Genomic DNA, 15,069 nt, shown 5'->3' on the forward strand with positions numbered 1-15,069 from the left:
AAGTATTTTGGTATTTTCTTGTGGCATCGCAAAATGCTGAAGAGAAGAGAAGAGAAGAGAAGAGAAGAGAAGAGAAGAGAAGAGAAGAGAAGAGAAGAGAAGAGAAGAGAAGAGAAGAGAAGAGAAGAGAAGAGAAGAGAAGAGAAGAGAAGAGAAGAGAAGAGAAGAGAAGAGAAGAGAAGAGAAGAGAATTGGTTAAAGTTGGAGGGTAGGTATTAATTGCATAAAAACAGGGCTGTCCAATTGTTTTGGACAGCCCTGTTTAAGATTTATTCCGGATGATTTCTCGATTAGAAATTACCCTTATTTACATCCCACCAAAGTCTGGTACCGCCGTTGTCAGGTCCGCCCAACAAGGAGATTGCAGATTGTACTTCGGCTGCATTTGTATTGTATTCATTTTGTGGGAACGGTAAACGACGGATCTGTATTTTAGTATCGATCAGTCCACCGCTATTGTTGACAACAACTGGGAATAGACGTGGATATCCTGTACGGCGGAATTCACTCCAAGCCTCTTGTCCTTCAGGGAAGATTGCCAACCATTTTTGTGTGATAATACGTTCCAATTTTTCTTCATTGGTAGCACCCTCATTCCATTTGATTGTAAGAGCACTTGGTGAAGCTGCGTTATTCTTCGCATTGAAAGGATCCTCGTAAGCTGCAGCCTTACTGGTATTATCATTTAGGTAAGTGCTCAATCCTGATGTTACACCCCATTGAGTAAAGGAAGTTTCCACTCCTTTTTCATAAAGTGATTGCGCTGTTCCACCGGCATTGTTCCAACCTCTCAATGCTGCTTCGGCACGTAGGAAGTAAACCTCAGCGGCAGTCATCAATACCGGTGCTGTTGTCGCTACGAAAGTTGGTGTTGTACCTTCGGTATTCAAAGCCGATAGCTTTTGGTATTTATCCTTTTCGATACCATCAGCACCTGCACGGATACCTATGTATTTACCAGCGAACGCCGTTGTTGTTGCATCTTTAATGACAGGTGCCATGTATTTAGAGATACGCGGGTCGTTCAATCCTGTCATATAAGAAGAAAGCGTCGCATTGATACGGGTATCGGCCCAGTTTTTGGAAATAAACCAAAGCGGGTTGCTGTAGGTACCATCTGCCGGTATAGTGATCTTGAAGTTTTCGCTATTGCTTTCCAAGACACCGCCATTTGCTGGATCCAATGCTTTTTCAGCTTGTGTTTTCGCTAACGTCGCGTCGATTTTAACCAAACGCATCGCTAAACGAAGGCGCAATGAATTGGCAATTTTCAACCAATTTTTAAATCTGACCTGATTATCTGTATTCGGAAATACAAGATCGATCTGGTCAATTTTAGCAGCCATTGGACTATCTGCTTTGTACGATTTCAATGCGGTTACAGCCTCATCAAGCTCTTTGAAGAAAGCAGCATATACATCGGATTGTTTGTCGTATGGAACAGTATTGGAGGTTCCTACTTTACTATATGGGATAGGACCATAGATATCTGTCACCCGACTGGCCGCTTCTACTTTGATCACCAAAGCCGAGCCCCATAGTGCTGGATATGTTTCTGCAAGTCCATTGCTTTTTAGCTTCTCAATGGATTTGATAACGTTAAGATAAAGCACTTTAAATGGTTCTCCATTCCAGCCGTTCACCATGGCATAATTCAGGTTGTTCTGTCCACTATTAAAAGGCGTAGGAGACATGAAGAAACCTGAAAATACATCCGCGTTTAGATTCTGCTGTACCTGGTACGAGTTAGGATCTCCCGCACCGGAAAAATTGTAAATAGACATCTGTGCATTTCGCAAGAAAATGACAAGATCTTGGCCATCACCTTTTAAATCCTCATCCGTAACGCCAATGTTATTTTTGTTATAGTCCTCAAAATTCTTGGTACAACTACTTAAGGCGCCGCCAAGCATTAAAAAAGCGAGTGAGAACTTGGATATGTTTTTTATGTTAAATTTCATCTTTTAATCGTTTGTATTTTAAGACTATATAAAATATCCGCGCCATTTTTATCGATATATGTATTTTTTAGCGATGGATATTTCATTGTTGGCCGTTTAGAAAGTTGCATTTAGTGTAAGACCGTAGTTACGTGTTGCCGGCATCATAAAGATGTCCACACCACTTAAGGAATTACCCGTAGACATCGTTACTTCTGGATCGAAAGGAGCCTTTTTCGAAATATAGAATAAGTTTCTTCCTACAGCATTTACGCGAAGTTTTTTGAAGAAACTGTCTTTAATATTGAAGTCATAACCGAAAGTCAATTCACGCAATCTCACCACCGTTCCGTCGTAAATATATTGGCTGCTAACAGGGCCCATTCCAGCCGTAGAAGTATACCATTTTTCGGCGTCCACTGTTGTTACGGCTTTACCGCTTGGTGTAACCCCATTGATACTGACACCTCCATTGGCACGAGCGTCGCCGCTAGCTTTAGAGACACCGTAGCCGTCAAGCAATGCTTGTGTCACGGACATCACCTGGTAGTCAAATTTACCGTCGATCAAGAAGCTTAAGTTGAAATTTTTATAATTGAAACTGTTGTTCCAGCCCATCTGCCAAATAGGGTTTGAATTCCCAAGCTTGGTGTAGGTGTTGTTCTTCTGTGGAATACCGTCTTCGGAAATAAGAATCCTTCCTTGGGCGTCACGTACAAAATCTTGACCATAGATGTCTCCAAAAGAACCACCAACTTGCAATTTGGATGCAAAGTTATTACGTCCCTCACCTGTTAGTGTAAATTCAGAAATGCCGTCAGCAAGTTTTACAATTTTGTTTTTATTGTACGTAAAGTTGACGCTTGTTGTCCATTTGAAATCATCGTTTTTGATTGCATCCAGTGAGACCAATGCTTCTACCCCTTGATTTTGAATGTCTCCGGCATTAACCGCATACATGTTGTTGAGGGATGCATTTCCCGCAGCAATTTTGAAAAACTGATTGGTGGTATTTGTTTTGTAATATGTAACATCCACATTTAAACGGTTGTTCCACATACGCCATTCCGTACCAATCTCTAAAGAAGCCGTTTTTTCTGGTTTTAATTCTTTCAAGAAGGCAATATCATTCACCGTTAATACCGCATAAGGGTCTACGCGGTTGGTAAGCAATGTGGTGTAAGGTGGAAGATCATTTCCGACTTTTGCATAGGAACCGCGGATTTTGGCCATATTCACAAATTCGGGAAGATTAAGTTTGTCGTTCAAGACAATGCCCAAACCAACCGATGGATAAGCGTAAGGATTTTGCGGTGTATAGGCCAATGTGCTCGACCAATCCCAACGTGAAGTCAGATCCAAATAAATCCAGTTGTCATAGGCTAAGTTAGCCGATGCAAATACCGATTGTAATTGTCTTCGGTTTGCAGACAATGTCGACGTAACAGGAGTTGTTGTGTTCTGGATAAAGAACTGATTTGGAACTTTCAAACCATCTTTACCGCTGGTAAAATCTGTACCTTCTGTTTTCCAGTCGGTGATACTTGTACCCACCAAGCCTGTGATTTGCAATTTATCGCCAATATTAAAGTTCATGTTGGCCGTCAAATCACCGTACTGTTGAGTAATTGTTGTATTGGTATAGCTATAGGCCCCATTCTCACGTGCTAAAATGTGTTGTGTGCCGGCATAAGCTTTCCTATCCCATACTTCGCTGGTACGGTCTACACTACCACGGGCCTGTACGCTGATCCAAGGTGCGATTTTGTATTTCGCGCTACCATTCAAGAGTAAACGATTACGTGTTGAACGCGTTGAATTACGGTTCATGATCCACCAAGGATTTTGTTGGGTAGTTTCGTCGTCCGAAAGAGTAAACCAGTTTTGATCATACAGATTACGGCTTGTGTTAAAGGTTTCGTAATTTTTGTAGTCTGCGATATTTAAGCTTCGTGGTAATAGATAAGTTCCAACCAATGGATTGTAATAAAAGCCCGAACTAGGCGCATTATCCAATTTTTGGGTAATGTAATTGGCACTACCTTCAACGGTTAATTTATTATCAAAAAATGAAGCACTCTCCTTAAGGTTGAAATTGTGACGCATCAGGTCATTTTCTGGAAGAATACCTTTTGCAAGTGTATTTGCATAAGAGAAGTACGTTTGATTTTTTTCGTTACCTCCAGACAATGTCAATGAATTGGTGAAGTTGCTACCTGTACGGAAAAATTCACCTACATTATCATAGTTGGCGCCATTGGTTTTGTCGCCCCAGCTAAATACACTGGTGTTACTGTTTTTACCACCCGAACCTTGGCCATATTGGTTTTGGAATTTAGGTGTCGATACAGCTTGTTCGATCTGTGCACTTGATGAGAAGTTGATCGTTGTGCGACCTTGTTTACCTGATTTTGTTGTTACCAAGATAACGCCGTTGGCTGCTTGGCTACCATATAATGCCGCCGCAGATGCTCCTTTTAATACGGAAATGTTTTCGATATCTTCTGGGTTGATCAATGAAATAGGATCGCCACCATCGCGCTGTCCACCAAAAACGTTGTCTGGCTGACTTGCCAATGTCTGGTTATTGATTGGAACCCCATCGACAACATAAAGTACCTGGTTGTTGCCGGAAGCCGATTTGTTACCACGCAAAATAACTTTTGCTGAACCACCTGGTCCAGAAGAGCTGGAAGCAATGTTAACACCGGCGACTTTACCGTTTAAATTATTCGCCAAGTTGGTGCTTTTAACTTTGTTTAATTCGTCACCACTGACCTGTTGTGTAGAGTATGTTAATGATTTTTGTGCACGGCTAATACCTAAAGCGGTAACGACCACACTTTCCAGTTGTTGGGTTTGTTCTTCCAAACTCACCGTTACTGTCGTTTCTCCAGGGCCCAATGTGACCGTTTTATTTTCGTAACCGACTGTACTGATGTTTAGTATACGGTTTTTATCGTCGACATTGATCTGAAATGCACCTTTAACATCCGTAGAACTTGCGTTGGAAGTGCCCAATACTTTGATTGTGGCACCTGGAATAGGAGCTTTGGTTTTAGCGTCTACAACCGTTCCCTTTATCTGGTTGGTTTGCGCGTGCAATAAAGATGCTGAAAAAAGCATTGTTGGAACAATACCTAACACCCTTAATGTAGAGTATAATTTGTTATTCATATAGTATATGTGTTATATTCAGTTTTTTATATACATATTTTCATAACGGTGAAATTTTTAATGAAATGGGCTAATTCCATTTAGCATTTTGGTTAGAAGAGAGGGTATTGAATAATCGGGGGGCAAAATAAGTGATTATTTGTAATAGTTGTATGCTATTCAATACCTAGTTATAGGAAGAAAAAGCGGTGTGATTTTCCTTAATAAAGATCTAATTTACTATAGTTGAGCAAAAATCAAAAATTTTATGAAACAAAAATGATACATATAATGTGTTTTACGTGTGTAATGTGCTAATAGTGAGTTGTTTATGTGTTTTGTCATTTTTTTAAGCCAAGGTTGTAGTACTGTCTTTCATCATCAGAAAGATGTAATCTGTTTAATTTCAGACAGTGTACTTGATTTAAGAGCTATTTGGAAATAACGAATGATCTATTGTCTTGCATGCGTCTTCGGTGTGGAAACAGTCTGCTTGATGTTTTTGATATTAAAAAGGATAATTGCAACAAGTATGATCCCGTAAGCGATATATTTTATTGTAGAAACGGGTTCTCGGAAATAGGTTGCAGCCAAAGTAAATGCGATCAGCGGATTAATATAGAGCAGAACGCCGGTTGTTGTTGATGAAATGCCAATGAGAGCATACATGCTCAGGAAAAGGGGGATAATCGTGAATAAAGATGCGATAAGAAATATGGTGCCCCAAAAGATGGGTTCTGTCGGAATTGCATGATGATTGTAGATCAGTTTGGGGATCACAAACAATGCACATATACTGAGCTGGATCACCAATTGATTGAGTTTATCGAAACCCGTAGATACCCGTTGTACGATCAGATAAAAAGCGTAGCAGGTGGCAATAGTAATAGCCCAGAGAACATCATGTAACGAACCTTTTGCAAGGAGACAAACACTGCCAAAAGCAATAAAAAGTGCTGTTTTTTGCCAGCCCGTTAGCTTTTCCTTGAGTATGAGATAGGCTCCAGCAGCAGTGATCAAGGGGCAGGTCAGGTAGGCCAGTGCCGCAGACTGAATGCTGATGTGGTTGACCGCATAAATATAGGTAAACCAGTTTCCAAAGATGAACGCCGACGCGAGTAGGGTAAGGCAGGTCTGGCGGAGCTTGTCCGCGCGAGGTAGAAGTTGGAACTTCCGAATATCAGCTTGCATGGTTTTTCTTCGAAACAGCAACAGGTATATCCAGAGGATCAGGAGCGCCGTTATTATTCTAAAATACAGAATATCCTCGGCCGGATAGCCGCGTATCCAGCGTACAGAGATAGACATAAATCCCCAGATAAAAGGGGCCAAAAAAGCCGCGAAAAGATATTTTCCGCGGCTTGCTGTTTCGTTGCTATTTTCCACGGATTAATCTTTCCAGGCAATGACTGAAATTTCGACATTGACGTTCTTGGGAAGAGTTTTGACCGCAACACACTCGCGTGCAGGTTGCGCTTCTTTAAAATATTCCGCATAGACTTCATTGACTAGCGCAAAATTGCCCATATCACTTAAGAAAATCGAAGCTTTGACAACATCTTCAAAAGTATATCCCGCATGTGTCAGGATAGCTTCTACATTTTTCAGTACCTGGTGCGCTTCGTCTTTCACACCCGATGAAATTAATTCCATTGTTTCGGGAATCAGCGGGATTTGTCCAGAGACATATAATGTATTACCGGCTTTGATAGCCTGGTTATAGGGACCAATTGCAGCTGGAGCTTTGTCGGTATTTAAGATTTCTTTTTTTGACATGGATAACAGTGTTTAGGATGTAAAAAATATTTTGTAGATCAGGCCCAATAAAAAGACAATAATAGCCGTTGCATTAATAATATGCATGGCTTTTATGCTTCCGTTTGTGGGACGATCTGCGTTACGCTTTCTAAAAAAGTACATGGAACTAAGTTACAACAGTAAATTAGAAAGTGAAAATGAAAAGATCAAAAACTTTGAAAGAACTCCTTGTAGACGATAAAACAAAATCTTGTACAAGTGGCCGGATTTTTTTGAATTTTGGTAACTTGGTAAACGAAAAAAAATTATATGAATAAGATAGCATTAATTGGTGGTAGAATATATACTGGTGAGGCGATTTTTGAACAAAAAGCATTACTGATCAGTGAAGGTAAAATCGTTGCGATTGTCAATGATCACGAGGTACCTTCGGATTACACTAGTTATCCAGTTAATGGAGCCAATATTTGTGCCGGATTGATTGACCTGCAATTGTATGGTGACGGATCGGACTTATATTCTGCCGAGCGTAGTGTGGCCTCCTTGGAGCGTATCGCCGAGGGCTTGGTCCATAAAGGGACTACCTCTTTTATGATGACTCTGGCGACAAATACCATCCCCGTATTTAAGGATGCTATTCGGGTGGCAGAAGGCTTCCGGCATGATGCATTTTTAGGACTGCATCTGGAGGGGCCCTTCTTGAATCCGAAAAAACGGGGTGCTCACCCTGCGGAATTAATTATCGAGCCTACAAAGGAAAAGATTGATGATCTTTTGGCCGGAAATCAGGTTGTCAAGATGATGACCATAGCGCCTGAATGTATAGCGGACGATGTCTTACAGCATTTGCAGGGCTATAATTTGCTGCTCAGTGCTGGACATAGTGATGCTACTTTTGAGGAAGGTACGCACGGCTATGATCTGGGAATTCCAACAAGCACCCACCTGTTTAATGCAATGTCGCCTTTACATCATCGGGAAGTTGGGTTGGTCGGTGCAATTTTTAATCATCCGACTGCACAGGCAAGTATTATTGTCGACGGACATCACGTAAGCTTTGAAGCGGTAAAAATTGCGAAACGTCAGATGGGAGACCGGTTGTTTATGATTACAGATGCTGTTGCCAGTTGCGATAAAGATATTTATCAGCATGTGTTGAACGATGGATATTATGCTTTGCCTGATGGTACCATTTCAGGGGCTGCAATCTCCTTGCTCGAAGGGGTGAAAAATGCCGTGCAAAAGGTGGGGATACCACGCGATGAAGCGATCCGAATGGCAACGCTGTATCCCGCAAATCTTTTAAATAGAGGAGATATCGGAAATCTCAATCATGGAAGTATGGCGAATGTTATTGTCTTTAATGACGACTTTAAGCTGGAGCAGGTGATCTTCAAAGGAGAGCTAAAGTGCTGATCCATTTCGGAGAAGATTGACCGACAGGCCGAGATTGACTAATATTATCCGTATCTTCGTTAGTTATTTTTGAAAAAACACTATTCTATAGATTGATGAAACGTTCCCTATTATTTTTGGCAACAGCACTTTTTGTTTTATCTTCTTGTTCATCCAAGAAAAATAAGAAACAGGAGCCTGTTAATACCACAACTACAAATGTCGAAATTGTAAAAAAAGATCCGCCTTCGGTACCCAAGCGCGAACGGGTGAAAAATACAATTGAAACAAAAGAACAGCCAGTTGCAGAAAAGAAGAAGGAAATCGTTGTCGATCTCCCTGTGTTACCGCGCGAGTTTCGCGCAGCTTGGGTGGCCTCTGTTGCAAATATCAATTGGCCGAGCAAAAATAACCTGAGTACAGCTGAACAGCAACAGGAAGCGATTGGTATTTTGGATTTTTTGAAAAATAATAATTTTAATGCCGTAATCTTTCAAGTGCGTCCATCAGCCGATGCTTTTTATAAGAGTGATCTTGAGCCCTGGTCTTTCTTTTTGACCGGAACAGAAGGACAGGCACCATCCCCTTATTATGATCCGCTTGATTTCTGGGTGGAACAGGCGCATAAAAGAGGGATTGAGCTTCACGTTTGGTTGAACCCTTATCGTGCCCACCATACTGCTGGCGGTGCTGTTACTTCGGCTTCTATGGCACGTAAAATGCCCGAATCGGTTGTTAAATTGAAACAGGGCTATTATTGGTTTGATCCATCCAAAAAATCAACACAGGATCACGCATCGCGGGTGGTTATGGATATTGTCAAACGTTATGATATCGATGGTGTGCATTTCGACGATTATTTCTATCCTTACGCGGAATATAATGGTGGCCAGGATTTTCCGGATTCGGATAGTTACAATGAATACAAACGTAATGGTGGGGATCTATCGCGCGGAGACTTCCGTAGAAATAGTGTAAATACCTTTATCGAACGTATTTATAAGGATATTAAGAAAGAGAAGAATTTTGTGAAATTCGGTATCAGTCCCTTTGGTATCTGGAAACCTGGTTATCCGTCAGGAATTCAGGGATCTAGCCAGTATGATATGCTTTATGCCGATGCTAAATTATGGTTGAACAAAGGCTGGATAGACTATTTTGCTCCGCAGTTGTATTGGCCTATACAGCCAGCCAAACAGAGTTATACGGCTTTGTTAAAATGGTGGGAAAGTGAGAATACATTGGGGCGCCACCTTTGGCCAGGCATCAATACGGTTGGTAGACGTGGTCCGGAGTATGTTCAGGAAATTGTTAATCAGGTGGAGGCCGCACGGACCCTCTTACCTGATAACCGGGAAGGTGTAATCCACTGGAGTTTGGCGGGACTGACCAAAAACCCGGCCATGACACAAGCTTTGGTGAATGGTCCTTATCAGGTGAAAGCATTGGTGCCAACAAGCCCTTGGTTGAATGCAAATCCTTTGTTGAAACCGACTTTGCTACTGACCCCACAAGGAGGCAATATCTTTGCGAAATGGCAGCACCAGCAAATTGACCAGGTTTCAAAATGGGTATTATACCTCAACTACGGTGGGGTATGGCAATATGAGATTCTGGATCCGGGGGTTACAAGTAAGGATATTCCAACGACATTGAACAACAAAAAACTGCAGTATGTTGCGGTAAAAGCTGTTGACCGCCTGAGTAACGAAGGGCCTTATGTCGCTGAGAAGATAAAATAACGCGTTGTTGTATCATCAACACCAAAAAAAGGGATATCTGAATTTTAGATATCCCTTTTTTGTTTTGAATTGTAATCTATGCAAGGTAAATTTATAGGTATGGAAGAAATCTATAAAACGGTAAGCGACTCTGTGATTCGGATGTCACAGCTGATGTTGCCCTCGAATGCTAATTTTGGCGGTAAAATTCACGGCGGTTATATTTTATCTTTGATGGATCAGATCGCATTTGCTGTCGCGTCTAAATTTTCTGCACATTATTGTGTAACGGCATCAGTTGGCAAAGTTGATTTTTTGAAACCTATTGAGGTGGGGGAATTGGTGACATTGATCGCTTCGGTAAATTATGTAGGTAACTCTTCTATGGAGGTCGGTATTCGGGTCGAAGCCATGAATATTCAGACGGGAGAAACCAAGCATTGTAATTCCTCTTATTTTACGATGGTGGCAAAAGATGAAACAGGCAAGCCTGCCCGGGTGCCGAGGTTAATATTGGAGACCGAAAAAGATGTATTTCGTTTCTACCGCTGTGTAGTGAAGATGGAGGTCGACAAAGAAAGAGACCGGGCTATTCACGATCTGGAAACGGATTCCGCTGAACAACAGGCTTATATTAAGCAGCATTTTGATGTGAAGATCAATCTGAACTCTTAGGTCTCCTTCCCTTTCTTACCATTCAAATGTCCCTAGATATTTACTGTCTGTGCATTCGTCGCTTCCGTATGTTCTATGGAAAAATACATAGATGTGGTAGTTGCCGATATGCTGTTGTCGTTGAAGTTTCACTGTCTGTGTTCGCTGAGCAAGTGTATTCATGCTGTGATTTGTGAATGCACACTCGTCCGGATTGTATAGCAGTAAACGGCAACTACTTGAGTTAATGTCGTATTGTGCTGCGATATTTGCGTCATATTCCCAGAAGAGTGTGAATGTTTCTGTCTCTTTATCTACCTGAAATGTATGGGAGGAGACAGGATTAGGCCCCCCTTTACTAACGCGGAAGTTTTCATAATTGATGGCATAGCCAGTAGCAGTTTTTTCTATCGCATTATTGAGGTTGTAGGACATGGCATTACTGTAAGCCTTTTTATTGGGGTTATAGCCTTTAAATCCGACCCGTATTAAATCTAGCATTGGAGAGATAAATTTTTGGATGAGGGAGAAACGCGAGCGTGACTGGATTTGATCCGCAGAAGGTTTTTTTCTACTTTTCTTAGGTAATCCCCTAGCATAGGTTGTATTTCCGTTGGTAACAAACACTACTGATCCTGCTTTGCCCGAAAGCGTGCCGTTGGCACCGTTTTTAATGACTGCCATAATCTAAGTTAATTGCTTATTTATTTTTCTTTAAGTTACAAAATAAATAGGTGTTTGTCAATATTAGATTCTACTTTTTTTCGGAATTACAACGAAGCTCAATCGGAGTTTAGTCGGATTTTATTCGGTCACAACCGAAGAAGCACCGAAGAAGTACCGAACAAGTACCGAAGAAGCACCGAGTAATCTCCGAATACAATGTCTATTAAATAGCTTAAAATGGTCGTATCGCCCCGGCATTTCCTTGCATAAGCACGCTGTTGTGTGTAGGATAATGCGTGCTGTTGGGTGTTTTGCTCCGCTAATATTTGTTTTTTGCTTTCGGATGGGAGGAAAACGTGTTGCTAAATGCTTTTATTTGGTGTTTTTGCTTTGATTATGCTGTAATGTGCGTTTCTATATCTGTTTTTATTGTATTTAATGGTTTTTTATATGTCGAATTATGCGTTAATCCTTTTATTTTTATTTCTTTTTCAAATAATTGCGCATAAACTTGCATTAATTAGAAGCTTTTCATAGTATTGTGTAGTAATTGATATAAACCGAGGGTTGGAACCGCCCATTATGGAAAATTATTAACAACTAACTAAAAACCATGAATAAAAAATTTCTCTTATTCTGTTCAGGGGTGATGCTGTCAACCAGTTTATGGGCACAGACCAAAACTGTAACGGGTAAAGTGACGAACGCTTCTGATGGTGGTACTATGCCTAATGTAACGGTGAGCATCAAAGGTAAAGCTGTCAGTACACAAACCAAACCCGATGGAAGTTTCTCCATCAATGCGGAGCCAGGTGATATTTTGATTTTTAGAGCCGTGGGTTCTCAAGAAAGACAACAATTAGTTGGGACGAATGCAACGATCAATGTCGCGTTATCAGGCAGTGAGCAGGCACTTGACGAGGTTGTTGTGACGGCAATGGGTATTAAGAAAGAAAAGAAGGCGCTTGGCTATGCTGTTCAGGATATAAAATCGGATGAGTTGATGAAGAATAAGACTGCTAACGTGGTCAATTCATTGGCAGGCAAGATTGCAGGTGTTAATGTGACTCAATCTTCTGGTTCGGCCGGTGCGGGTGCACAGATTATCCTGAGGGGAGGTACATCTTTGGAGCGTGACAATCAACCGCTGTTTGTTGTAGACGGAGTAATTTATGATAACTCCACTATTATCGGAGGAAATAGTGCCTTTGATGGGGCTACTGCGACTTCTTCATCTAATAGCAACCGTGTTATGGATATTAACCCGGAGGATATCGATAATGTTTCCGTATTGAAAGGTCCTGCCGCTGCAGCCTTATATGGATCCCGAGCCGCTGCCGGGGCTATTGTAATTACCACGAAAAAGGGACAGGAGGGACGTACAGAAATTGGTTTTTCCAGTCGATTTTCCGATAACTGGGCGAATCGACTCCCTGAACAGCAGGGGAAATACAAGCGTGGCTATTATAACGATGCTGGAAAATTAGATACGTATACAACACAATCCTGGGGAGAGGAGTTCGGCCCCAATGATGTGGTCTATAATAATATTAAGGATTTCTTTCAACATTCGACAGTATTTGACAATACGGTAAATCTTTCGGGAGGAAATAAAAATGGATCGTTTTACCTGTCAGGATCCCGTTTTGATCAAAAGGGAATCGTTCCCTCTACGAAGTTCAATAAGACCACTTTTCGCTTTAATGGAGACCAAAAATTTGGGAAATTGACTGTTGGTGCGAATGTAGCCTACTCGCTCGCCAATACGGATAAGACCCTGACTTCTGCAGGTCTGTGGGGGTCTGGAGGTACTGGTGCTATGGAATCGCTATATGGCTGGTCGCGCAGCGATGATATGAAAAAATACCTCAATGATGACGGAACGAAATATCGTATGTTTGAAGGACGTCAACAATTAGAGGATGATATAGAGAATCCCTATTGGACAATTAATCGCAATAAATTAGGTGATAATACAGAGCGGATTACAGGTAATATTAATGCTAATTTGCCGATTTTTGACTGGTGGAGTCTTTCTTACCGTGTAGGGATGGATAGTTACCTGACGAAAAATTCGACAAGAATAGCTAGAGGTGGCGCTATCAAGAAAATATGGCAAGATGGGATGCTCTCTGAAAGTGATCTAAAGTTCAATTATTGGTCATCTAATTTGATGTCCAATTTTAATAAGAAAGTTGGTGATTTTGATTTGGGTGCATTAGTTGGCTTTTTCTCCGAACAGACCAAAACAACGAACAACAGACGTATTGGATATGGGTTTGCAGTAGAAGATTTTTACAGTTTTGAGAATACAGATGATGCGCATAAGCAATTTACTGTGACACATGCGAATCGACGTTTGTATGGTGTGTATGGTGAATTGAGAGCATCCTATAAAAATATTTTGTTTTTGAATGCAACGGGACGCAATGACTGGACATCAACGCTGCCGGTTGCGAATAGGTCCTACTTCTATCCATCCGTGGGCGGTAGTTTTGTCTTTAGCGAGCTTTTGAAAGATAACAGACCCGAATGGTTAGACTTTGGTAAATTACGTGCATCTTGGGCCCGGGTAGGGAAAGATGCTCTTCCTTATGTCACTAATACTTATCTATGGAAGCCGGTGGAATATCTAGGGGGTATAGTGGGGTCTGGTAATAATTGGCAAAAAGGAAATCCAATATTAAAACCTGAGACGACGAGCTCTTTTGAGGTCGGTGCAGAACTGCGTTTCTTTAAAGGTAGGTTAGGTATAGATTACGCTTATTATACAAATAATTCATATAATCAGATTCTTTCCCCTCGTATGGCGCAGTCAACTGGTTATATCTTTGTTTCTGTGAATGCGGGTGATATCTATAATAAGGGGATGGAACTGTCCTTGACAGGAAAACCAATTGTAAAGAAAGATTTTGTTTGGGAGTCGACTTTAAACCTGTCCAAGAATAGAGGTACAGTAGATAACCTGATTGCTGGGGTAGATATTCTCTATGTGACAGACGTTCAGGTCGGAAATGCGAAAGCTGCTTCTTTTAATGGTGGTAATTTTATGGCGATTTCTGGCTCAAAATGGTCGCGAACAGCGGATGGAAAATTGATCCTAGACGCAAAGACAGGCATGCCGACGAGTGATAATCAAGTTACTTATGAAATTGGTAATCGTGAGCCTAAGTTGTTAGGCGGCTTCAATAATAGCTTGACGTATAAAAACTTTAATCTTTCCTTCTTATTTGATTTCCGTATCGGTGGAGATATCTATAACGGTACTGAATATGCGATGACCCTCGCGGGCTTGAGTAAGCGGACTGAAGACCGGGATAAATTGGTGATTGAGGGGGCTGTTCTTAAGGATGGAACTTCCGACGTTTATGAGGATAAGACTTTTACGTTTATGGCCGATCAGATGTATCCGTTTAATGGAAAGAGTACGAGCGGTAAAAAAATTATTCAAGATTACTGGGGAGACTATTACATGCGTGAAAGCGCCAACTTTATGACAAAAACCAACTGGTTGCGGTTGCGGAATATTTCGGTGTCTTATAATTTTTCTGACGGTGTCTTAAAGAATGCCGGAGTATCTAAGGTTGTGAAAGGGTTGACGGCGACATTGACGGGTACTAACCTTTGGTTGTTGACCAACTACAAAGGCTTAGATCCTGAGGCTTCGGCCGCTGGCTCAGGCGTTGTGGGTTCGAGCTCTGTCGGTATTGATTATAATGGTGTACCGAGTACCGCCGGTGTTATGTTTGGATTAAATTTTAGATTTTAAAGAGAGAAGT

Annotated in this window: 11 protein-coding genes; 5 read left to right on the forward strand and 6 right to left on the reverse strand. The window is 41.3% G+C overall.

Going from position 1 to position 15,069, the window contains the following annotated elements:
• Positions 1 to 20 precede the first annotated feature (20 nt).
• Positions 21 to 212, forward strand: a complete 192-nt coding sequence (locus tag OK025_RS09225; RefSeq protein ID WP_317669220.1) for a hypothetical protein — start codon at positions 21 to 23, stop codon at positions 210 to 212.
• 78 nt (positions 213 to 290) lie between these two features.
• Here the strand turns inward: OK025_RS09225 and OK025_RS09230 are convergent, their stop codons facing one another.
• The 5 genes from OK025_RS09230 to OK025_RS09250 all read right to left on the reverse strand — a co-directional run bounded on the left by OK025_RS09230 (position 291) and on the right by OK025_RS09250 (position 7,016).
• Complete coding sequence (locus OK025_RS09230; RefSeq protein WP_317669221.1) at positions 291 to 1,961, reverse strand: RagB/SusD family nutrient uptake outer membrane protein; 1,671 nt, start codon at positions 1,959 to 1,961, stop codon at positions 291 to 293.
• 96 nt (positions 1,962 to 2,057) lie between these two features.
• Positions 2,058 to 5,117 (reverse strand): SusC/RagA family TonB-linked outer membrane protein, encoded by a 3,060-nt coding sequence (locus OK025_RS09235; protein WP_317669222.1) that lies wholly within the window; start codon positions 5,115 to 5,117, stop codon positions 2,058 to 2,060.
• Positions 5,118 to 5,549: 432 nt separating this feature from the next.
• Entirely contained in the window at positions 5,550 to 6,482 is a 933-nt protein-coding gene (locus OK025_RS09240) for an EamA family transporter (protein WP_317669223.1), read from the reverse strand.
• 3 nt (positions 6,483 to 6,485) lie between these two features.
• Positions 6,486 to 6,872 (reverse strand): RidA family protein, encoded by a 387-nt coding sequence (locus OK025_RS09245; RefSeq protein ID WP_075994494.1) that lies wholly within the window; start codon positions 6,870 to 6,872, stop codon positions 6,486 to 6,488.
• Between the two features lie 12 nt (positions 6,873 to 6,884).
• Positions 6,885 to 7,016 (reverse strand): DUF6728 family protein, encoded by a 132-nt coding sequence (locus OK025_RS09250; RefSeq protein ID WP_312128511.1) that lies wholly within the window; start codon positions 7,014 to 7,016, stop codon positions 6,885 to 6,887.
• A 147-nt stretch (positions 7,017 to 7,163) separates the two neighbouring features.
• Here OK025_RS09250 and nagA point away from each other — a divergent pair, with 147 nt between their 5' ends.
• The 3 genes from nagA (at position 7,164) to OK025_RS09265 (ending at position 10,645) form a co-directional block, all read left to right on the forward strand.
• Positions 7,164 to 8,270, forward strand: a complete 1,107-nt coding sequence (gene nagA, locus OK025_RS09255) for an N-acetylglucosamine-6-phosphate deacetylase (protein WP_317669224.1) — start codon at positions 7,164 to 7,166, stop codon at positions 8,268 to 8,270.
• Between the two features lie 95 nt (positions 8,271 to 8,365).
• Positions 8,366 to 9,991 carry a glycoside hydrolase family 10 protein gene (locus OK025_RS09260; protein WP_317669225.1) on the forward strand — a complete coding sequence of 542 codons (1,626 nt, stop codon included), beginning with the start codon at positions 8,366 to 8,368 and terminating at the stop codon, positions 9,989 to 9,991.
• Positions 9,992 to 10,069: 78 nt separating this feature from the next.
• Positions 10,070 to 10,645, forward strand: a complete 576-nt coding sequence (locus OK025_RS09265) for an acyl-CoA thioesterase (RefSeq protein WP_317669226.1) — start codon at positions 10,070 to 10,072, stop codon at positions 10,643 to 10,645.
• 15 nt (positions 10,646 to 10,660) lie between these two features.
• Here OK025_RS09265 and OK025_RS09270 read toward each other — a convergent pair whose 3' ends face one another.
• Positions 10,661 to 11,308, reverse strand: coding sequence for a DUF6266 family protein (locus OK025_RS09270; protein ID WP_317669227.1), 648 nt, complete (start codon positions 11,306 to 11,308; stop codon positions 10,661 to 10,663).
• A gap of 595 nt (positions 11,309 to 11,903) precedes the next feature.
• On the opposite strand from OK025_RS09270, the gene OK025_RS09275 reads away from it, so the two are divergent.
• Positions 11,904 to 15,059 carry a SusC/RagA family TonB-linked outer membrane protein gene (locus OK025_RS09275; protein ID WP_317669228.1) on the forward strand — a complete coding sequence of 1,052 codons (3,156 nt, stop codon included), beginning with the start codon at positions 11,904 to 11,906 and terminating at the stop codon, positions 15,057 to 15,059.
• Positions 15,060 to 15,069: the final 10 nt, after the last annotated feature.

Origin of the sequence: Sphingobacterium sp. UGAL515B_05 (assembly GCF_033097525.1) — a bacterium.
Taxonomy (GTDB): domain Bacteria; phylum Bacteroidota; class Bacteroidia; order Sphingobacteriales; family Sphingobacteriaceae; genus Sphingobacterium.

Bases quoted from the DNA above. Each gene is read 5' to 3' on its own strand.
- OK025_RS09235 (WP_317669222.1), bottom strand. From the start codon at position 5,117: ATGAATAACAAATTATACTCTACATTAAGGGTGTTAGGTATTGTTCCA.
- OK025_RS09270 (WP_317669227.1), bottom strand. From the start codon at position 11,308: ATGGCAGTCATTAAAAACGGTGCCAACGGCACGCTTTCGGGCAAAGCA.
- OK025_RS09265 (WP_317669226.1), top strand. From the start codon at position 10,070: ATGCAAGGTAAATTTATAGGTATGGAAGAAATCTATAAAACGGTAAGC.
- OK025_RS09230 (WP_317669221.1), bottom strand. From the start codon at position 1,961: ATGAAATTTAACATAAAAAACATATCCAAGTTCTCACTCGCTTTTTTA.
- nagA (WP_317669224.1), top strand. From the start codon at position 7,164: ATGAATAAGATAGCATTAATTGGTGGTAGAATATATACTGGTGAGGCG.
- OK025_RS09245 (WP_075994494.1), bottom strand. From the start codon at position 6,872: ATGTCAAAAAAAGAAATCTTAAATACCGACAAAGCTCCAGCTGCAATT.
- OK025_RS09275 (WP_317669228.1), top strand. From the start codon at position 11,904: ATGAATAAAAAATTTCTCTTATTCTGTTCAGGGGTGATGCTGTCAACC.
- OK025_RS09260 (WP_317669225.1), top strand. From the start codon at position 8,366: ATGAAACGTTCCCTATTATTTTTGGCAACAGCACTTTTTGTTTTATCT.
- OK025_RS09250 (WP_312128511.1), bottom strand. From the start codon at position 7,016: ATGTACTTTTTTAGAAAGCGTAACGCAGATCGTCCCACAAACGGAAGC.